The organism is Rhizobium phaseoli, from assembly GCF_001664385.1.
Classification (GTDB): domain Bacteria; phylum Pseudomonadota; class Alphaproteobacteria; order Rhizobiales; family Rhizobiaceae; genus Rhizobium; species Rhizobium phaseoli.
Genome location: NZ_CP013532.1, coordinates 2,315,148 through 2,338,842, shown reverse-complemented (window position 1 = coordinate 2,338,842; position 23,695 = coordinate 2,315,148). Strand labels below are relative to the sequence as shown.

Here is a 23,695-nt window from a genome sequence, read left to right as displayed (position 1 = left end):
CGGGAGAGTTCCCGTGCATATCAGACGCGTCGTGACGGAACACAGCAGCCGGGGTATTGCCAGGTTTGCTGAGGACCGCGCCGTTCCGCGCACCGACATATTCAGGACCGTCCCAGGTCTGGTGTCGCGGATGGTTTGGGCGACTTCGGCTTCCACGACGGTTCCATTCGACGGAACCGATCCAACTCCGTTGCTGACGAGCTTCGTTCCCGAGCCGGGCGAAACGCGCTTTTTAGTGCTAACGTTCCCACCAGACTCCGTTTTTATGTCTCCGGATTTCGATGGTCCGGCGGCTATGGCGGAGAACCTTGCGGTCAGCCCCGGCTTGGCCGAACGCTTCGAGCCGGATGGCAAACATCAAACGCCTACTGTCGACTATGGAATCGTTCTCGACGGCGAGATCTGGATGGAGCTCGACGATGGCAATGAGACCCGGCTGGGCCAGTTCGACGCCTTCGTACAGAACGGCACCCGTCACGCCTGGCGAAACAAAAGCGACAGACCGGCAACCATCGCCGTGGTGCTGGTTGGCGCACGGACCCCCGATACGACGGATTACGATGACGGCCTGTGAGCCTCAATGATCCAAATCTCAATCTGACCTTGTGGACCAACTGAACATGAGCAACACCGAAATCCGAAAAGTGCAGGGCCGTCGCGTCTGGGATTCCCGTGGCCGGCCCACTGTTGAGGTAGAGATCGAGCTGGCCTCCGGCGCGATCGGCCGGGCGATCGCGCCGGCCGGTGCATCGACCGGCACCGGCGAAGCTCTCGATCTTCGAGACGGCGGCAGCGCCCTTGCTGGCTTGGGGATCAACAAGGCCCTGGCTGCCGTCAACGGCGAAATCGCCAGGTTGCTGGTTGGCCGGGACGCCAGGCTTCAAGCCGAGCTGGACCGAGCCATCATCGAGCTGGATGGCACCCAGAACCGGAGCAGGCTGGGCGGGAATGCATCGGTCGCAACGTCGATGGCCCTGCTTCACGCCGCCGCGGCCGCGGCCGATCAACCGATCTGGCGGTATCTCGCGGGCTCCGCCAAGGGAATTACCATGCCGCTGCCGGAGATCCAGATCTTCGGTGGCGGAGCGCACGCGGCGCGCCGGGTAGACGTCCAGGATTTCATGATCATGTGTCCCGCCGCCTCGACGTTTTCCGAAGCCTTGGAATGGACTGCCGAGGTCTATCGCGCTGCGGGCGACATCATGAAACGCGCCGGCAAACTTCAGGGCGTGGCGGACGAGGGGGGCTACTGGCCAGCCTTCACCAGCAATGAAGAGGCTCTCGATGCCCTTGTGCGTTCGATTGAGGCTGCCGGTCTGAGGCCCGGCGGCGAGGTCGCGATATCGCTTGACATAGCGGCTTCCGAATTCGGCCGCGAGGGCAGATACGCGCTGGCACTGGAGGGTCGGCAGCTCGATACGGCCAAGATGATCGACATGCTCGGCGGCTGGTTGAACGCCTACCCGATCGTCTCTATCGAGGATCCGCTCGCCGAGGACGATGCGGACGGTTTCAAGGAATTCACCGCCCGTTACGGCTCCAGATGCCAGATCATCGGCGACGACTTCTTCGTGACGAACGCGGCGCGGGTAAGCGAAGCGATCAGGGATAAGAGCGCCAATGCTGTTCTGATCAAACCGAACCAGGCGGGCACGATCACCGAGACCTTCGAGGCGCTCGCCGTTGCCAAGCAGGCGGGTTTTCGGACAATCGTTTCGGCGCGATCCGGCGAGACGGAAGATGTGACGATCGCCCATCTGTCGGTCGGCTGGAATGCCAAGCAGCTCAAGGTAGGATCGTTCTCCCGCTCCGAGCGAATGGCCAAGTGGAACGAGGTTCTCCGGATTGAGGAGGCGCTTGGAAAAGAGGCATCGTTCGCCGGATGGTCGGCGCTGGACCTGGCTGAAAAGCCAGCCGCTGTTGCCGCTGTAAGTTAGGATTTGGATGGGGCGGATGCGGGTCCTGCGCAAAACAGGCATTGACAAAATACCCGGCCGTTTTATGCTAACGTTAGCAAAACCAAGCGAGGATAACATGCTTCCGGCTGTTAATTTGAAGCCTCCCTTCAACATCACGCGCTTCAGCCATGTCGTGCTTGAGGTCAATGATGTGGGATGTAGCCGAGACTTCTATGTCAATGTCGGCGGCCTCGTTGAAACAGAATTCACGGATGGTGTTTCCTACCTTCGCGGACTGTCCGAGGCCTGCCACCACAGTCTGGTGCTCGCACCCGCCGGCGGCAAGCCGGCGTGCAGGCGGATAGGTTACCGGGTATTCCTGGAGGAGGATCTGGACAAGGCCAAGGTCTTCTTCGAGGAGAAGGGCCTTCCGGCGGAATGGATCGAGGTTCGAAACCAAGGGCGGACCCTGCTTGTCAGCGATCCGTCGGGCGCTCGCATCGAGCTTTGCTCCAGCATGAGCGTCCATCCCCGCAAGTTTCTCGCAGTGCATGAACATCGTGGCGCCCGAGCCCAGGGCCTTGACCATTGCCAGATCATGGTTGCGGATCCGCTGGGTCTCAGCGCGTTCTACGGCGAACTCGGCTTCCGGACTTCGGAATATATAGCAGCGGGCGACACTCTCATTGCGAACTTCATGTATCGCAAAGGTGTCTGTCTCGACCTGGCCTTGGTGCCCGGCATCGGCCCGCAGCTGCATCATTTTGCTTATACGGTTCCCGAAAGCAGCGACATCTTCGCCGTATGTGACTTTGCCAGCCGTTACGGATATGGAGACAGCGTTGAGCGCGGGCCCGGACGTCATGGTCCTTCGGGAGTCCTGTTCGTCTATCTGCGCGATCCGGATGGCCACCGGGTGGAGTTCTTTAACAATCACTACACCACGATAGATGCGGAATTGGAGCCCATTCGCTGGGACGCGGCATCCCTTAGCACCAATGTCCATTGGGGAATGCCAGCCGTCTCGAAGTGGTTCTTCGAGGCCAGCGAATTTGCGGGGGTACCGCTGGAGCACCCCGAGAAAATGCCGAATCCGATGACGCTCGAACGATACGCAGAAGGGCTCGCGAAGAGCTGACACCTGCCGCCGGCGGGCAGGAGGCCGACGCGCTGCGAGATCCGTGGGCGCGATGACATGCCGGAACCTTGGGAGGATGAGATGAGTGTGAAATCCATTAGACTGAATAGACGTGCATTTCTCGGGTCTGCGGCCGCCGTGGCAGCTTTCAGCTCGATGCCGCGGGTTTTCGCCCAGGAGGGACCGATCCGCGTCGGCGGAACGCTGCCGTTGACAGGCCCGCTTGCGGGCGTCGGCGCAATCCATAGGCTCGCGGCAGAGGTGTTCGTCGAGCAGATCAACGCCAAAGGCGGTATTCTCGGAAGGAAGGTGGAGTTCGTCCTTCTCGACGACCAATCGCTTCCCGCCAATGCGCGAACCCTTTACGAGCGCCTGGTGACGGCCGACAAGGTCGATCTCCTGATGGGGCCTTACGGCACGTCCTCGATTATCGCAGCAATGGGTGTTGCCGCTCGGTTCAAGAAAATGCTCGTTCAGAGCAGCCTCGGCGACCCGAGCCTCGCGCCCTATCCGCTACAGTTCCCCTCTCTTCCGATCGGAGCCGAGCCGCAATTGACCGACACCGAGATCGTTCTCGATGCATATGCGAGCCTGCCGGCTCCTCCCAAGACGATCGCCTTCGTCACCAGCAAATTCCCGTCGGCTCTGACGATCGCCAAGGGCGGTCAGCAGGTCGCCGAGAAACGTGGCATCAAAAGCCTGCTGGACCTCGAATACGAATTCGGCACGAAGGACTTCGGCGCAATCGCGAACCGCATCAAAGCGGCTGATCCGGATCTGCTGTGGTCCGGTGCGATCGGCATGGAGGCAGTGCAGCTTCTCGATGCGATGAGCCGGATCGATTACCAGCCACGGAACCAGTTCTACCTGTTCCCGGCACCCGGCCCGACCGCAGCCCACCCCAAAGCGAATGGCTTGACCTCGCTGACCTGGTTCGAAGAGCACGAACCATTCCTCAAGAATCACGGCGCCCCGGAGTTCGTAAGTGCTTATGGCAGCAAGGCGAAGGCGGCAGGCTTCCCCTATCCGCGCACCGAGTATCAGGCCGCCGTCGAATATGCTGCGTGGCAAATCCTTGCGGCAGCAGCCGAAGGGGCAGGGAAGCTGGACGACGCCGCGATGGCTGCATGGTTGCGCTCGAATGCGGTCGAGACCGTCGTCGGGCCAAGGACTTTCGACGGCAAGTTCAATGCCGGGAAGCCATCGACAAAGCTCAAGCAAGTTCAGGGAAAGGACTGGGTGACTGTCTGGCCGGCGGACTTCCGACCGGCTGGAAAGGAGTTCCTGGTCCCCTGACGAATGCCGCTCGGCACTGCAGCGCCTTTGTCTGAAACTGAAAAAATGCATTCGGCCGGACACGGTCCGACCGATGTCCCTATGGAGGAGTAAATGGTTAAAACTATGATCGCCGCCCGGCTGCATGCTCTGCATCAGCCGATGTCGTTGGATGAGATTCCGGTTCCCGCGCCCCGGCCCAACGACGTCCTGGTGCAGGTCAGGGCTTGCGGTATCGTGCCCAACATGGCCAACGTCATCAATAACTGGCCAACCTGGTTTCCCCACCAGCCGCTGCCGAAGTTTCCGGCGGTGTTCGGCCTGGATCCGGCCGGGCTCGTCGCCGAAGTTGGCGAGGCGGTCACCAATGTCAAGATTGGCGATCGTGTCTATGTCAGCCCTCTCAGATCCTGTGGTTCCTGCAAGGCGTGCCGGTCGGGCAACCGCAGCCAGTGTCGCTACTACACCTTGAATGGCTACTTCAGCACCAGCCGTGATGGTCAGCGGATCTTCGATCTTTATCCGTACGGCGGCTTCAGCCAATACATGACCGCCCCGGAATATTCACTCGTATGCCTGCCGGATAATCTCAGCTTCGAACAGGCCGGCCGCTTCGGCTATCTCGGCACATCCTACGGCGCCCTGAAGAATGCACAGGCCGGACCCGGCCAGGTCTGCCTCATCGACGGGATTACCGGCACGCTCGGCATCGCGGCCACCAAGCTCGCTCTTGCAATGGGTCTCTCCAAAATTCTGGGCACCGGCAGAAACAAGGAGCTGATGGACCGCATAAAGGCCATCGCTCCCGACCGCATCGACACGATTATGCTCGGTGAAGGCTCGACCGGAGAATGGGCGAAGGCTCAAACCGGCGGCGAGGGAGTGGATTTCGTTATCAGCGCACTGGGCGCGAGAGCCCCTGCGGCGACCGTGGTCGACTCCATGCGCGGCGTTCGTCGAGGTGGCCGTGTGGTTGTCGTTGGCGGCGTGGCGGAAGATGTTCCGGTCGACGTGAAGTGGCTGATGGACGAGCAGGTTCAACTCATCGGCTCCAACTGGTTCAGCGCTGCCCAGGGACAGGAGATGGCCGACATGGTCCGCACCGGCGCGCTCGACCTCTCCTATCTTGAGCACAAGATCTATCCGCTCGAGCGGGTGAATGAAGCTATCTCCGGCATCGGCGAACGCGATGGCGGCTTCAGCAACTACGTGGTCATTCCTCCGGTTCCTGCCGCCTATCAATGACAATCACCGGCGCCGGCTGCGGCCGGCGCCGCCCTCACGCGAGAAGAGAGAACATGTCCAAGAAAGATATCGCGGTCCTGGTCGGAAGCCTTCGTCAGGCTTCGATCAACCTGAAGCTTGCCCGTGCAATGCAGAAAGTAGCGCCCGATGGCCTGAACCTGGAAATCGTCCCGATCGGCGATCTTCCGCTCTATAACCAGGACCTCGAGACCGAAACGCCGCCCACGGAATGGACGTCCTTCCGCGAGCGCATCAACGCTTGCGATGGGGCAATCTTCGTGACGCCGGAATACAATAGATCCGTACCGGCGGCATTGAAGAATGCGATCGAAGTCGGCTCTCGACCATTCGGGAAAAGCGTATGGGATCATAAGCCCGGTGCCGTGACCGGGGCTTCTCCCGGTCTGATCGGCGGCGCTGCCGCAGCACTTCAGCTCCGGGTTATCCTGACCAACATCAACGTGCCGACCATGCCCCAGCCTGAGGTTTACCTCAGCACGGCAGACAAATTGGTGGGCGACCATGGGGTATTCCTCAATGAAGGAACCCAGAAGTTCATCGAGAGCTTCCTGGTTGCGTTCGAAGGCTGGGTCGCCCGGTTCTGAGCCGGAGCAGAGCAAGGATTTCATCCGCCATCGCGAACACAGCGCGGTGGCTTTTTCTTTTTCATTTGAAGTGCAGAGCGTACCGTTCCGAAGAGGCCTGGGTCCTTACGGAAACCAAGCCTGCGCCACGTCAGCGAGCTTTTGCGGAGGCGATGCGATCAGCGGGATGGCGGCTTTGCGGACCGCTTCGCGCTGACATTCTTCGGTGATGTATTCGACTGGCGATTTGCCGTCGACTCGGGCGAGGAAGAGGGCGGGCAGCAGGCTTGCGGCCCGGGCCTCGAGCGCGTCCCGATCTTCCCAGTCGACCTGATCCATGTAGGCTGCCGTCAAGGCCGCGAATGACGATGCAAGCTCGGATGCCGCCTTTCCGGCAACGATCTTCTTCAGCAACAGATGGTTCAGGCAGAAGGCCAGGTCGAAAGCCGGATCGCCGAACCAGGCGCATTCGGCATCCAGGAACACAGGACCGTTTCTGCCCAACAGGATGTTCTTCGGGCTGACATCGCCGTGGACCAGCGCCAGCTTTGTTGCGGCGGTGCGCTCAACCAGCTCGGCGAGACGATCGCCGACGAAAGGATGTTTGGCGGCAGCGGCCACCAGGTAGGGCTCTAGCCGAAGAGCATAAAAGTTCGATCCGGAGTCAAATTTTTCCGGCAACCCCGGTGTGCGGGCACTGACGGAATGGATCTGTCCAATCCGCTGACCAATGACCGCTGCCGCCTTCCGGTCGACGCTCCCGTGAAGCAGATTGGTCTTCCAGAGCGGGTAGTCGTCGCTCGGAAGAAACTCCATTGCGAAAACACCAGACGGCGCGTCGTGCGCGAGAGGCTTCGGAACGGCGGAAGGGAAATGCTCCGCCACGAAGGAAATCCAGTTCCATTCATATACATTTCTCGACACCGGCGCTTGCCAATCAGCAGATACTTTAAGCTTGGCAAGCGCGCGTTTCACGCAGATGAGCCGGCCGGGGAGCTCCACGCGATAGATATCTGAAGAAACACCACCCGTCAGGGGCTTGTAGATCGCTTCCTCGGAAGCGCTCTTCAGGCCGCTCTTCAGCAAGAAATCGTCGAAAATCGTCGTCTCATCTACAGACATAAAACCAGTGTCCTTAAGGCATTAGCGGCGGGGGCTGTTGCGGGGTTGTTCAGGCATCTCTCCGGAAAGAACCCTGACGACTTCCTCCGCTGCACGGCGGCGCAGCTCGATCAGCGAAGCATCCGAGGAGAAGGCGACATGCGGCGTAATCATCGCCCCCGCGTGAGCGAGAAGCTCCTGAGGTACGCGGGGTTCATCCTCAAGCACATCAAGACCGACGCCGCTCAGAATGCCGGAAGCCAAGCCCTCGATCACGGCAGCAGTATCCACGACGCCGCCCCGGCTGACGTTGATAAGCAGGCTTCCGCGACGCATCTTCGAGATGGCGTCTTTGTTGATCAGATGACGCGTCGCCGGCGAAAGCGGCGCATGGACAATGACGATATCGCTCCTGGCCAGAAGCATATCGAAGTCGGCAAGCTCCACATCAGCGGGGACATTGGAGGCATGGGGATCGTGCGCCACCACACGGCATCCGAGCGCCTGCATCTTTGCTGCCGTCGCACGGCCGATGCGGCCGAAGCCAATGATGCCGCAGGTCAGCTCCGAAAGCCTGCGGAGATTTGCCGAAGCCGGGTCCCAGCGGCCTTCGCGAACTTCGCGATCGAAGTGGATCAGGCCGCGGGCCCAGGCAATTGCAAAACCGATTGCGTGGTCGGACACTTCTGCGACGCAGTAGTCGGGAACGTTCGTGACCCAAATTCCCCGCTCCGTCGCCTCATCGACTGCAATATTGTCCAGGCCTACTCCGAGGCGAGCGACGATCTTGAGATTGGGAGATGCAGCGATGGCCCTCTCGGTGACCTGAGCCCAGCAGGTCAGGATCGCGTGCGGCCGATGCTCTGCAGCCAAAGCGTCGATCTCGGCAGAGGGCAATGGCTCGGCGGGGCCGCTGATGAGGACAAATCCAGCCCTCTCGATCACCTCGCGCTCGACCTTGTCATCCGGCCAGGCGTAGTCCGTCAACAGCACGGTCCGTGTCATGATTTCCTCCCAGTTTGTGCAAACGTTAGCGCAATAATTTCGCCGAGGTCAAGAAAAATAGGCTTGCGCCGCCTGTTTCGGCGGCGAGCTATCCGCTGTTTCGCAGCCCGGCGGCGATTCCATTGATTGTCAGATGCAGCGCCTCTTCCGTCTCCTGATCTCGTTCTCCTGCATAATGGCGGCGAAGAAGATCGATCTGCATGTGGTTCAGCGGATCGAGGCATGGAAAGCGATGATGGATCGACTGCTTCAGCGCCGGATTATTCTCCAGGAGCGAGGCCTGATCCGTTATGCCGAATAGTGCGGCCGTCGTCGCTTCCCACTCGTCTTTGATGCGTGCGAAGATTTTCTCGTGGGTGGATGTGTCAGGGGCGAGGTCCACGTACCGCGCCGCGATCGCCATATTGGTTTTGGCCAGCACCATCTCCATATTCGCGATCAGCGTCTGGAAGAAAGGCCAGTCCCGATGCATCCTTTGAAGGGTTCGCAACCCGTCCGGTTGTCCGGCCAGCCATTGTCTAACGGCCGAGCCAAATCCAAACCAGCCCGGCAGCATGATACGGCTCTGCGACCAGCCGAACACCCAGGGTATCGCGCGAAGATCTTCGATGCGGCGGGACGAGCTGCGTGAGGCCGGGCGGCTGCCAATGTTCAGTTTTGCGATTTCGCCGATGATCGTGGTTTCCCAGAAGAACTTTTCAAATCCCTCGGTTTCGTAGACCAACGAGCGATAGACACCAAAAGCCAGGTCGGACAGCTCCTCCATGGCGCCGAGATAGTCGGGATCCGGTTCTTGTGCGTCGGAAGGCAGCAAAGACGCTTCCAGCGTCGCGGCGATGAGCAGTTCGAGATTTCGGCGACCGAGTGCCGGATTGGAATATTTCGCTGCAATGACTTCGCCTTGCTCGGTGAGCCGGATCGAGCCGGCAACGGCGCCGGCGGGCTGGGCGGTGATCGCCTCATAGCTTGGGCCGCCGCCGCGGCCGACGGAACCACCGCGGCCGTGAAACAGGCTGAGGCGGATCCCTTCACGTTCGAAGAGCTGAATGAAGGCCATTTCTGCCTTATAGAGCTCCCATCCCGACGTCAGATAACCGCCATCCTTGTTGCTGTCGGAATAGCCGAGCATGATCTCCTGTTTGCCTCCGAGTGCGCCCAGGTACGCCCTATAGGCTTCGATGGCCAAAACTGTCTGCATCACCTCATGCGACCGTCGAAGGTCCGAGATCGTCTCGAAAAGCGGTATGATGTTGACGGAGGCTGCTTCGGGTTCATCGGGCCGGAACAGTTCCACCTCCCGGAACAGAACCATGACCTCCAGAAGGTCGGAAGGGCTTCCGGCCTTCGAGATGATGTAATTCGGGATACTGGCGCGGCCATAGCGCTTATGGGCTTCGGCGGCTTCACGCAGAACGGAAAGTTCCGACATCGTCTCGGCCGAATAGGTCTTAAGCGGTGTAACCAACAGCTGGGACGAACGAAGTTCCTCGGTGAGCAAGCGGATCTTGTCGCTCTCGGCGAGCGCCTCGTAGCCTGTGCCTGGGCGCACCTTCTCGAAAAGCTCATGAACTACCCGCTGGTGAACCTCCGAATTCTGTCTCAAATCGAGGCTGACAAGGTGAAAGCCGAAGACTTCTATGGCGCGTCGGAGGCCGCGCAGTTTTCCAGCGGCGATCTTTTCAGCGCCATTGGCGATCAGGGATTTGCTGATCGTTGCCAGATCTTCGGCGAATTCGGCGGGGTTCCTGTAGGAGGGAGCGGCGGCTACAGGCTCACGAACCAATTCCGTGCTGCCGAATTTGCGGGCCGTGGCCGCCAGGCGAGCGTAGATGCCTGAGATTGCCAGGCGATATGGCTCGTGCCGGCGCTGCTCCGATCTATCGGGAGAGTCGGTGGCGAGGCGCTGAAGGTCCCGCGAGACCTTTACATACCGATCATCCAAAGAAAGTTCGGCGCCAAGGCTGTGCAACTCGCCGAGATAGAAGGAAAATACCCTCTCGCTCTGCAGCCGGAGCGCCTCCTTCAGGGTCTCGCCATTGACATAGGGGTTTCCATCCCGGTCGCCGCCGATCCAGGAACCCATGCGCAGGAATGGCGGCAACGCGTCCTGGCCAAACTTCCAAGGTGAGCCTCGAAGTTGATTTTCGAGATCCTCATAAACTTCCGGGATAGCATGGAAAATCGTGCTGTCATAATAGGACAGGCCGTTGAGGATTTCATCAACGACCTGCAGTTTCCGTCCTCGCAAGCTGTTCGTTTGCCAAAGCGTCGTCGTCGCTCTTTCCAAATCGTCCTGATATCGGTCCACCTCCTGCGCAGTCAGGCCGGCCTGGTCAAGCCGGCTCAAGCATCGTGCAAGCTCCTGCTCGATGTCGATAACGCTCTTGCGCCGAACCTCGGTCGGGTGCGCTGTAAATACAGGCGAGACCACAGCTTCCAAAAGCAGCTTGCGAATATTTTCCGCCTCTATCCCGGCGGCAGCCAGAACGGAAAGCGATCTCGCAATCGTCCCCGGCATGGCAGGTTCGCCCTCGACGATGCTGAGGCGCTGCGCTCTGGCGTGATGAGCGTCTTCTGCGATGTTCACGAGCTGAGAGAACTGGCTGAACGCGCGGACCACGCGCTTCAGAGTGCGCGGAGGTATGTCAGCGCAGAAGGGAGCAAGCTTGTCGTTCAGACGCGGGCTAGTCTTTCTGCCGCCCGTCACCGAAAGACTGCGGACCTGTTCCACAATCTCACGAGCCTCCTTGCCGTCGCTGGCTTCAATGGCTTCGCACAACAGGCGGCCGAGCAGCCGAACATCCTTCACCAGGGCCCTTGCCGCGAGGCGCCTTCCCTGCATCCCTGCTTTTCTCAGTTGAAAATCCATATGCACATCCCTTGTGCTAACGTTAGCATAGGCTGGCAGGATTTAGCGGAAGAGTCAAGAACGCTTGTAGTCGAGTAGGAGCGAAGAGTGGACCGGGCGTGATACGGCTGCCGTTGCAACCGAGCTGCATCAGCCGGCAGCATTCTTCCGATAAAGCGCGACCTCTTCCAGCAGCCATGCTCGGAACGCCACAACCGGACGGAAGTCCTTCCTGCTGAGGGGCGCGACCGCATAATAGGCGCTGGGGCTTTTGACCTGATGCGGAAGGGCTTGAACGAGCTGGCCATTCGCAAGCTCAGAGTCGATGAGGAAAACTGGCATCAACGCGAGCCCCAGCCCGGCGATGCAGGCTTGGGCCACGCTGCTGAACTGTTCGAACCGCATGGCCTGCGATGGGGTGCCGTCGACTTGGAGGCTCTCGAAGAAGTGGCTCCAGGCTGCCGGACGGGATGCCATCTGCAGCAGCGGAAGGCGAAGCAGATCTTCAGCCGTCAAGATGGGATGTGAACTGAGAAAAGACGGGGAGGCGACCGGCGCCACCATCTCCTCCATAAGAAATGTGCTTTCCGCACCCGGCCAGTCGGGCTGGCCGATATGGATCGCCATATCGATGTCGTCGCGGTCGAAATCGAACAGCCCTATGCGCGTCGCGAAGTTCAGTGTGATCTCCGGATGTCTGGCGACAAACCGGGGAATACGCGGCATCAGCCAGCGCGTGCCGAATGTTGGCAAGATGGCGAGATTGAGTTGATCGTTATGCTGTTTGGTCATGGCCTGCAGTGAAGCGGAGCGGATTTCCGCCAAAGCGCCAGCAATAGCCCGCGCATAATCGGTACCGGCCTCGGTGAGAATGACGCCGCGGCTGGTACGCTCGAACAGCAAAACGCCCAGTTGCTCCTCCAGCGCGGCGATCTGTCGGCTGATGGCTCCTTGCGTGAGGGAAAGCTCCTCAGCCGCGGCAGAAAAAGTGCTCAGCCGCGCGACGGAATCGAAAGCCGCGAGAGCGGAGGTCGAGGGAAGGAGTCTTCGCGAGAGGTTTGCCATACGCTATTACTATAGCTCATAGGCCGATGAGTAAACCTCGCTTTCCCACTCGCGGAAAAGCGGTTCTAATTCCATCAAATCGAAAGCGAAAACCTCAAAGGGAGGATGACGATCTTGGCCTTTTCTTGGAATGACCCCTTTCTGCTCGATGACCAGCTGACCGAAGATGAGCGGATGATCCGCGAATCCGCCGCTGCTTTCGCAGAATCCGAACTCTTGCCGCGCATCCACGACGCCTATCTCGAAGAAGCAACCGACCCGGAGCTGTTTAAGTTGATGGGGCAGACCGGCCTTCTCGGTGTCACGCTGCCGGAAGAGTATGGGGCCGCGAACGCGTCCTACGTCGCTTACGGACTGATCGCTCGCGAGGTCGAGCGTATCGACTCCGGATATCGCTCGATGATGAGCGTGCAGTCCTCGCTGGTTATTTACCCGATCTTCGCCTACGGCTCTGACGAGCAGAAGAAGAAATATCTGCCGGGCCTCGTCTCGGGTGATCTGATCGGCTGCTTCGGCTTGACAGAGCCCGACGCCGGCTCCGATCCCGGCGGCATGAAGACCCGCGCCGAGAAAATTTCGGGCGGCTACCGATTGCGCGGCTCGAAGATGTGGATTTCGAACTCGCCAATTGCCGATGTCTTCGTCGTCTGGGCAAAGTCGGAGGCCCACAACAACGAAATACGCGGCTTCGTTCTCGAAAAGGGTATGAAGGGCCTTTCGGCCCCGAAGATCGGCGGCAAGCTTTCGCTGCGTGCCTCGATCACAGGTGAAATCGTGATGGACGGCGTTGAAGTCACCGAAGATGCGCTTTTGCCCGGCGTTTCCGGTCTTAAGGAACCCTTCGGCTGTCTCAACCGGGCCCGTTACGGCATCTCCTGGGGTGTCATGGGCGCGGCCGAGGACTGCTGGTTCCGCGCTCGTCAATACGGTCTGGACCGCAAGCAGTTCGGCAAACCGCTTGCAGGGATGCAGCTTTATCAGAAGAAGCTCGCCGACATGATGACGGAGATCACGCTCGGACTGCAGGGCTCGCTTCGCGTCGGCCGCCTGATGGACGAGCACAAGATGGCCCCGGAAATGGTCTCGCTCGTCAAGCGCAACAACTGCGGCAAGGCGCTTGATATAGCGCGGCAGGCCCGGGACATGCATGGCGGCAACGGCATTCAGATCGAATACCATGTCATGCGCCACGCGCAGAACCTGGAAACGGTCAACACATATGAGGGCACCCACGACGTCCACGCCCTGATCCTTGGGCGGGCCCAGACGGGTCTCCAGGCGTTCTTCTAAAGCCCCGTCATCTGTTCGGCAGAGATCGTCCTTCAACTTCCGGTCAACGAGAGGCAGCATGCCTAAAGCGAATAAGATTTCTACCGTCGCCGTCATTGGCGCCGGCCAGATGGGGACTGGGATTTCGGAAGTCGTGGCGAAACATGGTCACGCGGCCTTGGTTTACGATCTCGATAAAAGCCGGATCCGCGCGAGCATCGAAGCGAGCGCCGGATACTTTCGACGCCAGGTCGAGACCGGCAAAATGCCGGGCGAGGCGGCTGAAGAGGCGATCTCCCGAATAAAGGGAGCGTTCTCTCTCCAGGATCTGGCGAGCGCCGATTTGGTCGTCGAAGCGGTAAGCGAGAATGAAGGCATCAAAAGGAAAGTCTTTACGGACGTGTGCACCGTTTTGAAGCCCGACGCGATCCTGGCGACGAACACCTCGTCGCTCTCCATAACGCGGCTTGCCGCGTCAACCGACAGACCCAATCGTTTTATAGGGATACACTTCATGAATCCCGTACCGGTTATGAAGCTGGTCGAGCTGGTCCGCGGCATCGGAACGGATCAGGAGACCTTCGCCACCGCCAAGGATTTCGCGCAATCCATCGGCAAGACCGTCACCGTTTCCGAGGATTTTCCGGCTTTCATCGTAAACCGCGTTCTCATCCCGATGATCAATGAAGCGATCTACACCCTGTATGAAGGTGTCGGAAACGTCGAAGCCATAGATACCGGCATGAAGCTCGGCGCCAATCATCCGATGGGGCCGCTCGAGCTGGCCGATTTCATCGGTTTGGACACATGCCTTTCCATCATGCAGGTCCTTCATGAGGGGCTGGCTGACAGCAAATACCGGCCGTGCCCGCTGCTGGTCAAATATGTCGAAGCCGGCTGGCTCGGCCGCAAGGCGCAGCGCGGATTCTACGACTATCGCTACGTTCCGGCTCGGCCAACCCGCTGATCCCATCGCATTCCAACATCGAGATTGTCAGGCATCTATCATGACCGAAGAACACGCAGGCGAGAGTCGCGAGAGCATGGAATTCGACGTGGTGATCGTCGGCGCCGGTCCGGCCGGTCTTGCCGCGGCGATCCGGCTGAAGCAGGTCAATCCGGAGCTGTCGGTCGTTGTCCTGGAGAAGGGCGCCGAGGTCGGCGCCCATATCCTCTCGGGCGCCGTGGTCGATCCGATCGGCATCGACCGGCTGCTGCCCGGCTGGCGCGAGGATGCCGATCATCCGTTCAAGACCGAAGTGACCGACGACCAGTTTCTGTTGCTCGGGCCGGCCGGCTCGATCCGCCTGCCGAATGTCATGATGCCGCCGCTGATGAACAATCATGGCAATTACATCGTCTCGCTCGGCAATGTCTGTCGCTGGCTGGCCGGCAAGGCGGAGGAACTCGGCGTCGAGATCTATCCGGGCTTTGCCGCCACCGAAGTGCTCTATGACGACAAGGGTGCGGTCATCGGTGTCGCCACCGGCGACATGGGCATTGAGAAGAACGGCGAGCCCGGCCCGAACTATACCCGCGGCATGGAGCTGCGCGGCAAATATACGCTGATCGGCGAAGGCGTGCGCGGCTCGCTTGCCAAGCAGCTGATCGCCAAGTTCGATCTGCAGAAGGATCGCGAGCCGCAGAAATTCGGCATCGGCATCAAGGAACTCTGGCAGGTCAAGCCCGAGAACCACAAGCAGGGCTTGGTGCAGCACTCCTTCGGCTGGCCGCTCGGCATGAAGACCGGCGGCGGCTCCTTCCTCTATCACCTCGAAGACAATCTGGTGGCGGTCGGCTTCGTCGTCCACCTCAATTACAAGAACCCCTATCTCTACCCGTTCGAGGAGTTCCAGCGCTTCAAGACGCATCCGGCGATCCGTGGCACCTTCGAGGGCGGCAAGCGGCTGTCCTATGGGGCGCGCGCCATCACCGAGGGCGGTTATCAGTCGGTGCCGAAGCTCACCTTCCCCGGCGGCGCGCTGATCGGTTGTTCGGCCGGCCTCGTCAACGTGCCGCGCATCAAGGGCAGCCACAATGCCGCGCTGTCGGGCATGCTGGCGGCCGAGAAGCTGGCGGCGGCCATCGCAGCCGGCCGCAGCCATGACGAGGTCGTCGAGATCGAGACCGACTGGCGCAAGGGCGACATCGGCCGCGATCTCAAACGTGTCCGTAACGTCAAGCCGCTGTGGTCGAAGTTCGGCACCGCGCTCGGCGTGGCGCTCGGCGGCCTCGACATGTGGACCAACACGCTGTTCGGCTTCTCCTTCTTCGGTACGCTGAAGCATGGCAAGACCGATGCGCAGTCGCTGGAGCCGGCTTCGCAGCACAAGCCGATCGCCTATCCGAAACCGGATGGCGTTTTGACCTTCGACCGTCTGTCCTCGGTGTTCCTGTCGAACACCAATCACGAGGAAGACCAGCCGGTGCATCTGCAGGTCAAGGACATGGGCCTGCAGAAGAGCTCCGAGCTCGGCATCTATGCCGGCCCGTCGACGCGCTACTGTCCGGCCGGCGTCTATGAATGGGTGGAGAAGGACGGCGACAAGACCTTCGTCATCAACGCCCAGAACTGCGTGCACTGCAAGACCTGCGACATCAAGGATCCCAACCAGAACATCAACTGGGTGCCGCCGCAGGGCGGCGAGGGGCCGGTCTATCCCAATATGTAGCGAAACGATGATCCGCCAACTTATGAATGATCAGGGAGTTATCGATGCAGTCTCCGCTTGAAGGCGTTCGGGTCTTGGAACTGGCGCGAATCCTGGCAGGTCCTTGGGCCGGACAAACACTTGCCGACCTGGGTGCGACGGTCATCAAGGTGGAAAGCCCGGAGGGCGACGATACGCGTCGCTGGGGGCCTCCCTTCATCACGGATGGCGATGATGTCGCTGCAGCCTATTTCCATAGCTGCAATCGCGGAAAACTGAGCTTAACGGCGGATTTTAACTCGATGGACGACATCGACAAGATTCGGACACTGGTCGCGAGCGCGGACGTCGTCATCGAGAACTTCAAGGTCGGCGGGTTGAAGAAGTTCGGTCTTGATTATGAGAGCCTGAAGGCGATCAACCCAAGACTGATCTATTGCTCGATTACCGGCTTTGGCCAAACCGGTCCTTATGCCGGGCGCGCAGGATACGATTTTATCGTCCAGGGCATGGCGGGCATCATGGATTTGACCGGTGAACCTGATCGGGAGCCGCAGAAAATCGGTGTCGCGTTCGCCGATATCTTCACGGGTCTCTATTCAGTCATCGCTATCCAAGCCGCTCTGATCCTCAGAAATACGACAAGTGAGGGACAGTTCATCGATATGGCACTTCTGGACAGTGCGGTGGGTGTTTTGGCCAATCAGGCAATGAATTTCCTGGCCTCGGGAAAGGCGCCGACGAGACTCGGCAATGCGCATCCCAACATCGCGCCATACCAAGTATTCCCGGTGTCTGACGGCAATATCATTATCGCCTGCGGGAACGACGCTCAGTTTGCACGGCTATGCGATATCCTCCGGCTATCCGCTGTGGCAGACGACGTCCGTTTCAAGTCGAATGCAGAAAGAGTTCGCCATCGAGAGGAGCTGACATCGGTCATGGAAGCACAGACGAAGCTTTTCAAGCGGACGGATCTGCTAGCCGACCTGGCGCGCGTGGGCATTCCCGCCGGCCCCATCAATACCGTCGAAGACGTGTTTGCCGACCCGCAAGTCGCGCATCGAGAGATGGCGGTGGACAACGAAGGGATAGCGGGCATCCGTACACCAATCATTTTCTCAGGGCACGCGCTCTCTTCGCACCGCAAGTCGCCCAGACTTGGTGAGCACAATGGCAAGGTACAGGCAGACTGGACCTTACTGGACTGACGTTTTAAGCCGGCATTTTTGACATCGACGGCAATGAGAGGCCGGGCCGAAACTGCGCGTTTGAAAAGCGATCGCAGAAGGCTCTTCTGATCCTGGCCGAAAACCGCGCCGCTTCTGCCGAGCTTTCGTCTGAGCCTTTGCTCAAGCGACATCTTCGTGCCACGATGATCGTCTCTTGCAGTGAGGCGACGATGTTCGTAACAATCGGTTGCCGCATCGCTGCGTTGCGCGGGTTTTGTCTGTGTCATCCCAGTGTGCAGCCGGAATGTCGCACCGACTCTATGCGATGTCGGTTTGCCGCTTGGATCAGAAACCGGTGGCGTCTAAATTTGTATTCCAGTGTTCAGAAGGCGCATCCATGTTTCTCTCGGTATTCGACGTGTTCAAGATCGGTGTCGGGCCGTCGAGTTCGCACACGATGGGTCCGATGTCGGCTGCCAACCGGTTTCTCGATCTGATCCTGTCGAATGAATGGCCACGTCCGTCATCGGGCGCGCAGGTCACCGCGATCAAGGTCAGCCTGCATGGTTCGCTTGCCCACACTGGCATCGGTCATGGAACGGGCAGGGCGGTCATCCTCGGCCTGATGGGGGAGGCGCCCGACAGCGTCGATCCCGACAAGATGGACGGCATCATCGATACGGTTGAGCGCACCAGCCGCATCACGCCGGTGGGCCATCCCGCCTATCAGTTCCAGCCGAAGACCGATCTGGTCTTCGACAAGAAGCAGCCGCTGCCCGGCCATGCCAACGGCATGATCTTTTCCGCTTATGATCGTGACGGCCGGCTGCTCTTGAAACGCATCTATTATTCGGTCGGCGGCGGCTTTGTCGTCACCGACACCGAACTGGAACAGATGCGGGCGAAGAAGAACGCCGTAGGCGGCGCGCGCGTGCCTTATCCTTTCGCGACCGCCAGGCAGATGCTCGACATGGCCGAGCGCTCGGGGCTTTCGATCGCGCAGATGAAGCGCGCGAACGAGGAGAGCCAGCGTTCACGCGAAGAGCTCGACGCCGGGCTTGACCGCATTTGGGAGGCGATGCGCTCCTGCATCGAGCGTGGCCTCAAGGTCGAGGGCGTCATGCCGGGCGGCCTCAACGTCAAGCGCCGCGCCCGCAGGATTCACGACAAGCTGCAGGAGGAGTGGCGCAGCAATCGCGTCAATCCTCTGCTCGCCAACGATTGGCTGAGCGTCTATGCGATGGCCGTCAACGAGGAAAATGCAGCCGGCGGCCGCGTCGTCACCGCGCCGACCAACGGGGCGGCCGGCGTCATTCCGGCGACGATCCGCTATTACGAGCACTTCCACGAGGACTGGGACCAGAACGGCATCCGTGATTATCTGCTGACTGCTGCCGCCATCGGCGGCATCATCAAGCACAATGCCTCGATCTCGGGGGCCGAGGTCGGCTGTCAGGGCGAGGTCGGCTCGGCCGCGGCAATGGCGGCTGCTGGCCTTGCAGCTGTGATGGGCGGCACGCCGGAGCAGATCGAGAACGCCGCCGAGATCGCGCTCGAACATCATCTCGGCATGACCTGCGATCCGGTTGCCGGTCTTGTGCAGGTTCCCTGCATCGAGCGCAACGCGCTCGGGGCGGTCAAGGCCGTCACGGCGGCGTCGCTCGCCGTCAAGGGCGACGGCCAGCACTTCGTGCCGCTGGACGCCTGCATCGAGACGATGCGCCAGACCGGCCACGACATGAGCGAGAAATACAAGGAAACCTCGACCGGCGGCCTCGCCGTCAATGTCGTCGAATGCTGAGTTTGCGACCGCGTTAGAACGGTTCGACATTTTCAGGCAGGCGCAAAACCGCTGCACAGTGTCGTGCGGCATGCCGTCGGCGCTTGACGCTCGCCGCCAAAAGGATTTCAACGGCGGTATGGCATTGCATCTCATCAAACTCTGTGTCGGCGCCGACTCGATCGACGATCTGCGCGAATGGGTGGCGGAGCGTTCGCTGCGCGCCATTGCCGCCGGACTCGAGCCGCATTCCGTGCATACGACCCGCATGGTGCCCAAACGCATGGAGGAGCTGCTTGACGGCGGCTCGCTCTACTGGGTGATCAAAGGGCAGGTGCAGGCGAGACAGCGGCTGCTCGACATCGAGACCTTCACCGACGACGAAGGGATATCACGCTGCCGCCTGATGCTTGGTCCCGAAGTCATCGAAACGGCGGTACAGCCGAAGCGGCCGTTCCAGGGCTGGCGCTACTATACGCAGGATGACGTGCCGGCCGATCTGACGAGTCTGGGCGCCAGCATCGCCGAAATGCCGGCCGACCTGCGGCGCGAGCTTACCGAGCTTGGCCTGCTCTAACGCTGTCGCAGAATACAACAGTTGCCGATAGCGCCGGCGGCTCAGCGCAGGCGCAATTGCACTGGGGCGCTGCCGTCGGGCGAGGTCACATGCAGATGGATCCGGGCTTCCGGCTGGGAATAGCGCCAGGCGCGGGCGCCGTGGCAAAGCAGCAGATTGATGAGATCGCGGGTCTTGGCAGATTTCGCTCTCGGCCGCTGCAGGCCCATCTCGGCGAGCCGCAGTGCCGCTTCGTGCAGCGGATGCAGGGCTGAGCGCCCTCTGGCCCCGATGCGGCGCTCGCCTGGCATTCCCGGAAAATTCTCATTAATCGCCATTGTCTTCCCCGTACGCACTACTGATCGAGTTCAAGAATGGTGGCCGGAAACGCAAACACCGATTCCGGTCGTGACCGATGCTGCCGGGCATGCTGCAGGCAGCATCGAATAGCTCATTGTGCAGCCGCCCAGCACTTGATGCCGGCCTTCTTCAAAGCCTTGCAGGCGTTGACCGCATCGCGCTGATCGTCGAAGCCGCCGAACCGGGCGCGGTAGACCTGGTCATTGCCGCTGCCGTAGGCGACGGCGAAGGGTTTTGCCGAGGCAAGCGCCTTGCCGCCCTTGGTCTTGGCGCCTTCCAGGAGGTCCATGGCCATCTGCCGGCTCGGCGAGACGCCGACCTGTACCACCCAGCCCGCAGGCGCGGCGCTTGCTGGGGCAGCGCTGGTCGAAGCAGTCGTGACATGATCGACCGTGGCGCTGTCCGGTTTGGCAGGTGCGGCGGCGGGAGCCTGCTGCTTGAAGCTCGTGATCTTAACCTTGGTCGGTGCCGGCATAGCCTGGGCAACCAGCGGATTGTCAGACTTCGTGGCGGATGTTTCGGTATAGGCGACTTCTGTCTCGGCAACCTGATAGCGGGCGTCCGGCAGCGGCCCCTTACGCGGCAGGCCAAGATCGGCGGCAGCGGCGGAAATCGGCGGCTGCGCCGCGGTGATCGTCTTCGCGACCTGCTGGGGAGCAACCTGCTGCTGTGGCACGGCCTGCCGGGCGACCTGTGCGGCCTTTTGCGGCTCGACGGGGGCGGGCGTTTCGATCATCGCCGGGGCAGGGGCTGCCTGAGCGATCAGCTGCGAAGATCCGCCGCGGCTCGATGCTTTCGGCAGGTAGGTGGCGATCAAATTGCGCATCTGTGCGTCGCGAGCCGGCCCCGAAGTACCGCCGAGCACGACGCTGACGATCGACTTGCCGTCAACCTGCACCGAACTCACCAGATTGAAGCCGGCGGCGCGCGTGTATCCTGTCTTGATGCCGTCGACGCCGCGCACCGAGCCGACCAGGCGGTTATGGCTGCGGATCGTTCGGGTGCCGAATTTGAAGGCGCGGGTGGAGAAATAACCGTAATATTGCGGGAAATGCTGGCGAAGGGCGATGCCGAGGCGGGCTTGGTCGCGCGCCGTCGTCATCTGCGCCGTATTCGGCAGGCCGTTGGCGTTACGATAGGTGGTGCGCGTCATGCCGAGCGCATGCGCCTTGGCCGTCATCATCTGGGCGAAGCGATCTTCGCTGCCGCCCAGCATCTCGCCGAGCGCGGTCGCGGCATCGTTGGCCGACAGGGTGACAAGGCCGAGGATGCCTTGCTCGACGGTGATCGTGCCGCCGGCGCGCACGCCGAGTTTGGTCGGCGCCTGGGCGGCGGCGTGAGCGGAGAAGGGGACCGGCGTGTCGAGGCGGATGCGACCCTGCTCCAATGCCTCGAAGGTCATGTAGAGGGTCATCATCTTGGTCAGCGAGGCGGGATATTGCAGCCGATCGGCGTTCTCGCTGTAGAGGACATTGCCGGTCTTGGCGTCGACGACGATGCCCGCATATTTCGGATTGGCCGCTTCCGCTTCGGCATTGACCGAATCGACCAGGACGACCGTGACGGCCATCGAAAGGATCGCCAGGAGCTTTGCGAAAAAGCTGCCGGACCGGAACGATGATACGGAGGAGACTGACCTTGACACTATTCCACTCTTCGCTTGCATTTCAGATATTGGGCAGGAACCGCACACCCCCCGCCGCACAGCTCGTCTTTAGAAATTACCGATTCAGCGTTACCAATCCGTTTATGGTGAATCGTTTCACTCGCCGTCCCGAAGCATTTTAGGGACCTGTCGCAGAACGGTTCATAAGACGCGCCTCCACAAAGGTGCGGATCGCGGCATCAATATGTTCCCAATTGTCGAGATGGCTGCTCGAGAAGCGGTAAAGGACGCTAAGATCCTTGCCGACCTTGATATCTCGCTGGCAGTCTCCGCTCGTCGCCTTGTCCGGGGTTGAAGGCAAGATGCAGCGCACGACGTAGTCCGCTCCGCCCTTGACGGCTGCCGTCAGCAGCACTTCTTCTCCATAACCGGCGTCGGCGCGAAGACGGTGGAGCGTCAATCCGTCGCGAAAAGCCTCGGCTGGTCCTTCGATCAAGTGCGAATAGATCGGCTCCAGCCGACCGGACATGTCGCGCGACATGGTGCTCTGGGCGATTTGCAGGAAGATCAGGCCGGAGGATTGGGCGACATCGTCGAACCGAAGATGATTGTCCTTGCCGTAACCCCGCATGTCAGGCCAGGCGAGGTAGAGATCGACGCGCTCGGCCGCCCCTTCATGCCGCTGGCTCGGGAAGCGGATGGTATTTTCAGGCAGTTTCACCGTGTCGCGGCCGATGGTCAGCGTGATTTCAGCTGGGCTGTCGCTGTTGCCGGCAAGCGAGATGTGCCGGCCGAACCAACGGCCGCCGATGCTGATGGCGACGGTCAGGACAGCCAGGACGGCGATCACCGCCGTCGTGCGGAGGAGAAATCCCATGGAAAGCAGCGGCTGCTCTTCGGGGGCGCTTTGCGCGGCATGGCTCATGGCGGCTCGTTGCGTTTCGGTCCGCCGCAGGAAGAACATGAGCCGCCGGTGCCGATGATGAATCTGATCGGCATGATCAGACCGGCAGGGTTAATAAATTGCTAAGATTTGGGAGGCGTAAGCTGCCGCTTGTGCCCCAAAATGAAGCGAGCCGTTCCCGGGACAGCGGGAACGGCTCTTAGGCACCGGTCGGGGACGGGATGCGGGGACTGACCGGGCCGAAACCTGCGCCGGATTGGCCGGCGGGTCACTGCTTACTTGACGCTACCGACGGCGACAGCGCGGCCATCCTGAAGCTTCGACCAGCGGGCCGGGTCGTCGGCGGACTGGCGCTTCAGATAGGTATATTCGGTGTCCGACCACAGCAGCACCTTGTTGCGCATGTTGTCGAGAATGAAGTCGCCATGATCGGTGCGCACCGTCAGCACGGCATGGCCTTCGCCGTTCGGCTGCAGCACGACGGTGATCAGCGTGTCGGACGGCGAGAAGCCGTCGTCGATCAGCATCTTGCGCTTCAGCAGAGCATAGTCCTCGCAGTCGCCGACGCTGGTCGGATAGGCCCAGCGCTCTTCGACGCCGTAGATCTGTTCATCCGTTTCCGGCTGGATCGACGAATTGACGGTGTAGTTGACCTTGAGGATTTCCTTCCAGCGATCCTCTGTCAGGATGGCCGGTCCGGCATCGCCGCCGGCATAGGCGCATTCCTTCGGGCTGGCCTTGCAGAATTCATAATGTCCGATCGGCGGGCTGGCATTGCCTGCCAGAGCCATGCTGGCGGGCGTCGCCTGTCCAGAGCCTGCCATGGTCATCGCGATGACACCGGCCAGAAGGCCGCCTTTCAGGATATTCGCAGTCGTCATTGCCGTCTCCCCTAAGTTGAGGCGACAATGACACAGACGTTTTTACCCAGCGCAAAATTACGCAATAGAATTAAAGACTTAGTTGAATCAAATGCCGATAAAACTCGGCTAAAAACAAACTCGAATGCGCATAAAATTCGAGGCGTATTTGTCTCGAAGGCGATTAAAATTGTAATTTACGCAGCAAGGCTTTCGCGCCCGCAGAGGCTGTGCTGCCGCCCGGCCATTAAGGGTTTTCGCTGAGCCGAGTAAATGCCTGCGGGAAGGCGACCCTTGCAGGCGGCACGCGGTCTTCCGACAAAAAGCCGGAATGACGCGAATTGTCCGGCTGATCACCGGAAAAACACCGCGCTCATC

At 60.5% G+C, this 23,695-nt stretch carries 20 protein-coding genes; 12 read left to right on the top strand and 8 right to left on the bottom strand.

Going from position 1 to position 23,695, the window contains the following annotated elements; translation table 11 throughout:
• Positions 1 to 13: 13 nt before the first annotated feature.
• The 6 genes from AMC88_RS11350 (at position 14) to AMC88_RS11325 (ending at position 6,161) form a co-directional block, all read left to right on the top strand.
• Positions 14 to 574, top strand: a complete 561-nt coding sequence (locus AMC88_RS11350) for a cupin domain-containing protein (RefSeq protein WP_198157442.1) — start codon at positions 14 to 16, stop codon at positions 572 to 574.
• A gap of 46 nt (positions 575 to 620) precedes the next feature.
• Positions 621 to 1,937: a phosphopyruvate hydratase gene (gene eno, locus AMC88_RS11345; protein WP_012483923.1), complete on the top strand. Its 1,317-nt coding sequence runs from the start codon at positions 621 to 623 to the stop codon at positions 1,935 to 1,937.
• 16 nt (positions 1,938 to 1,953) lie between these two features.
• Entirely contained in the window at positions 1,954 to 3,036 is a 1,083-nt protein-coding gene (locus AMC88_RS11340; protein WP_225880774.1) for a VOC family protein, read from the top strand.
• A 138-nt stretch (positions 3,037 to 3,174) separates the two neighbouring features.
• The gene (locus AMC88_RS11335; protein ID WP_237353142.1) at positions 3,175 to 4,332 is read left to right on the top strand and encodes an amino acid ABC transporter substrate-binding protein; all 1,158 of its coding nucleotides are present in this window, start codon (positions 3,175 to 3,177) and stop codon (positions 4,330 to 4,332) included.
• 105 nt (positions 4,333 to 4,437) lie between these two features.
• Positions 4,438 to 5,556 carry an alcohol dehydrogenase catalytic domain-containing protein gene (locus AMC88_RS11330; RefSeq protein WP_170960087.1) on the top strand — a complete coding sequence of 373 codons (1,119 nt, stop codon included), beginning with the start codon at positions 4,438 to 4,440 and terminating at the stop codon, positions 5,554 to 5,556.
• Between the two features lie 53 nt (positions 5,557 to 5,609).
• Entirely contained in the window at positions 5,610 to 6,161 is a 552-nt protein-coding gene (locus AMC88_RS11325; RefSeq protein WP_012483919.1) for an NADPH-dependent FMN reductase, read from the top strand.
• A gap of 105 nt (positions 6,162 to 6,266) precedes the next feature.
• Here AMC88_RS11325 and AMC88_RS11320 read toward each other — a convergent pair whose 3' ends face one another.
• The 4 genes from AMC88_RS11320 to AMC88_RS11305 form a co-directional block, all read right to left on the bottom strand.
• Entirely contained in the window at positions 6,267 to 7,262 is a 996-nt protein-coding gene (locus AMC88_RS11320) for a phosphotransferase family protein (protein ID WP_064825299.1), read from the bottom strand.
• A 21-nt stretch (positions 7,263 to 7,283) separates the two neighbouring features.
• Entirely contained in the window at positions 7,284 to 8,246 is a 963-nt protein-coding gene (locus AMC88_RS11315) for a C-terminal binding protein (RefSeq protein WP_012483917.1), read from the bottom strand.
• Between the two features lie 88 nt (positions 8,247 to 8,334).
• Positions 8,335 to 11,115: a phosphoenolpyruvate carboxylase gene (ppc, locus tag AMC88_RS11310; RefSeq protein ID WP_208613667.1), complete on the bottom strand. Its 2,781-nt coding sequence runs from the start codon at positions 11,113 to 11,115 to the stop codon at positions 8,335 to 8,337.
• Between the two features lie 129 nt (positions 11,116 to 11,244).
• Entirely contained in the window at positions 11,245 to 12,159 is a 915-nt protein-coding gene (locus AMC88_RS11305; protein ID WP_012483915.1) for a LysR family transcriptional regulator, read from the bottom strand.
• A gap of 105 nt (positions 12,160 to 12,264) precedes the next feature.
• Here AMC88_RS11305 and AMC88_RS11300 point away from each other — a divergent pair, with 105 nt between their 5' ends.
• The 6 genes from AMC88_RS11300 to AMC88_RS11275 all read left to right on the top strand — a co-directional run bounded on the left by AMC88_RS11300 (position 12,265) and on the right by AMC88_RS11275 (position 19,608).
• Positions 12,265 to 13,449, top strand: coding sequence for an acyl-CoA dehydrogenase (locus AMC88_RS11300; protein ID WP_064825297.1), 1,185 nt, complete (start codon positions 12,265 to 12,267; stop codon positions 13,447 to 13,449).
• A gap of 58 nt (positions 13,450 to 13,507) precedes the next feature.
• The gene (locus AMC88_RS11295; protein WP_012483913.1) at positions 13,508 to 14,395 is read left to right on the top strand and encodes a 3-hydroxybutyryl-CoA dehydrogenase; all 888 of its coding nucleotides are present in this window, start codon (positions 13,508 to 13,510) and stop codon (positions 14,393 to 14,395) included.
• A gap of 40 nt (positions 14,396 to 14,435) precedes the next feature.
• Positions 14,436 to 16,100, top strand: coding sequence for an electron transfer flavoprotein-ubiquinone oxidoreductase (locus AMC88_RS11290; RefSeq protein ID WP_012483912.1), 1,665 nt, complete (start codon positions 14,436 to 14,438; stop codon positions 16,098 to 16,100).
• Positions 16,101 to 16,144: 44 nt separating this feature from the next.
• Positions 16,145 to 17,290 carry a CaiB/BaiF CoA transferase family protein gene (locus AMC88_RS11285; protein WP_041683881.1) on the top strand — a complete coding sequence of 382 codons (1,146 nt, stop codon included), beginning with the start codon at positions 16,145 to 16,147 and terminating at the stop codon, positions 17,288 to 17,290.
• Positions 17,291 to 17,648: 358 nt separating this feature from the next.
• On the top strand, positions 17,649 to 19,052 hold the full coding sequence (locus AMC88_RS11280) for an L-serine ammonia-lyase (RefSeq protein ID WP_012483911.1): 1,404 nt from the start codon (positions 17,649 to 17,651) through the stop codon (positions 19,050 to 19,052).
• A gap of 118 nt (positions 19,053 to 19,170) precedes the next feature.
• Entirely contained in the window at positions 19,171 to 19,608 is a 438-nt protein-coding gene (locus AMC88_RS11275) for a DUF1489 family protein (protein WP_010022356.1), read from the top strand.
• Positions 19,609 to 19,649: 41 nt separating this feature from the next.
• Here the strand turns inward: AMC88_RS11275 and AMC88_RS11270 are convergent, their stop codons facing one another.
• The 4 genes from AMC88_RS11270 to AMC88_RS11255 all read right to left on the bottom strand — a co-directional run bounded on the left by AMC88_RS11270 (position 19,650) and on the right by AMC88_RS11255 (position 23,338).
• Complete coding sequence (locus AMC88_RS11270) at positions 19,650 to 19,925, bottom strand: hypothetical protein (protein WP_012483910.1); 276 nt, start codon at positions 19,923 to 19,925, stop codon at positions 19,650 to 19,652.
• A gap of 113 nt (positions 19,926 to 20,038) precedes the next feature.
• Positions 20,039 to 21,613 carry a D-alanyl-D-alanine carboxypeptidase gene (locus AMC88_RS11265; RefSeq protein ID WP_012483909.1) on the bottom strand — a complete coding sequence of 525 codons (1,575 nt, stop codon included), beginning with the start codon at positions 21,611 to 21,613 and terminating at the stop codon, positions 20,039 to 20,041.
• Between the two features lie 118 nt (positions 21,614 to 21,731).
• A complete protein-coding gene (locus AMC88_RS11260; protein ID WP_041683647.1) occupies positions 21,732 to 22,517 on the bottom strand; it encodes a hypothetical protein in 786 nt (261 codons plus the stop codon).
• Positions 22,518 to 22,732: 215 nt separating this feature from the next.
• Positions 22,733 to 23,338: a transglutaminase-like cysteine peptidase gene (locus AMC88_RS11255; RefSeq protein WP_004680219.1), complete on the bottom strand. Its 606-nt coding sequence runs from the start codon at positions 23,336 to 23,338 to the stop codon at positions 22,733 to 22,735.
• Between the last annotated feature and the right edge of the window lie 357 nt (positions 23,339 to 23,695).

Coding starts and splice junctions, on each gene's coding strand:
- eno (WP_012483923.1), top strand. CDS start 621: ATGAGCAACACCGAAATCCGAAAAGTGCAGGGCCGTCGCGTCTGGGAT.
- AMC88_RS11340 (WP_225880774.1), top strand. CDS start 1,954: ATGCGGGTCCTGCGCAAAACAGGCATTGACAAAATACCCGGCCGTTTT.
- AMC88_RS11330 (WP_170960087.1), top strand. CDS start 4,438: ATGATCGCCGCCCGGCTGCATGCTCTGCATCAGCCGATGTCGTTGGAT.
- AMC88_RS11325 (WP_012483919.1), top strand. CDS start 5,610: ATGTCCAAGAAAGATATCGCGGTCCTGGTCGGAAGCCTTCGTCAGGCT.
- AMC88_RS11320 (WP_064825299.1), bottom strand. CDS start 7,262: ATGTCTGTAGATGAGACGACGATTTTCGACGATTTCTTGCTGAAGAGC.
- AMC88_RS11315 (WP_012483917.1), bottom strand. CDS start 8,246: ATGACACGGACCGTGCTGTTGACGGACTACGCCTGGCCGGATGACAAG.
- ppc (WP_208613667.1), bottom strand. CDS start 11,115: ATGGATTTTCAACTGAGAAAAGCAGGGATGCAGGGAAGGCGCCTCGCG.
- AMC88_RS11305 (WP_012483915.1), bottom strand. CDS start 12,159: ATGGCAAACCTCTCGCGAAGACTCCTTCCCTCGACCTCCGCTCTCGCG.
- AMC88_RS11300 (WP_064825297.1), top strand. CDS start 12,265: ATGACGATCTTGGCCTTTTCTTGGAATGACCCCTTTCTGCTCGATGAC.
- AMC88_RS11295 (WP_012483913.1), top strand. CDS start 13,508: ATGCCTAAAGCGAATAAGATTTCTACCGTCGCCGTCATTGGCGCCGGC.
- AMC88_RS11290 (WP_012483912.1), top strand. CDS start 14,436: ATGACCGAAGAACACGCAGGCGAGAGTCGCGAGAGCATGGAATTCGAC.
- AMC88_RS11285 (WP_041683881.1), top strand. CDS start 16,145: ATGCAGTCTCCGCTTGAAGGCGTTCGGGTCTTGGAACTGGCGCGAATC.
- AMC88_RS11280 (WP_012483911.1), top strand. CDS start 17,649: ATGTTTCTCTCGGTATTCGACGTGTTCAAGATCGGTGTCGGGCCGTCG.
- AMC88_RS11275 (WP_010022356.1), top strand. CDS start 19,171: ATGGCATTGCATCTCATCAAACTCTGTGTCGGCGCCGACTCGATCGAC.
- AMC88_RS11270 (WP_012483910.1), bottom strand. CDS start 19,925: ATGGCGATTAATGAGAATTTTCCGGGAATGCCAGGCGAGCGCCGCATC.
- AMC88_RS11265 (WP_012483909.1), bottom strand. CDS start 21,613: ATGCAAGCGAAGAGTGGAATAGTGTCAAGGTCAGTCTCCTCCGTATCA.
- AMC88_RS11260 (WP_041683647.1), bottom strand. CDS start 22,517: ATGTTCTTCCTGCGGCGGACCGAAACGCAACGAGCCGCCATGAGCCAT.
- AMC88_RS11255 (WP_004680219.1), bottom strand. CDS start 23,338: ATGACGACTGCGAATATCCTGAAAGGCGGCCTTCTGGCCGGTGTCATC.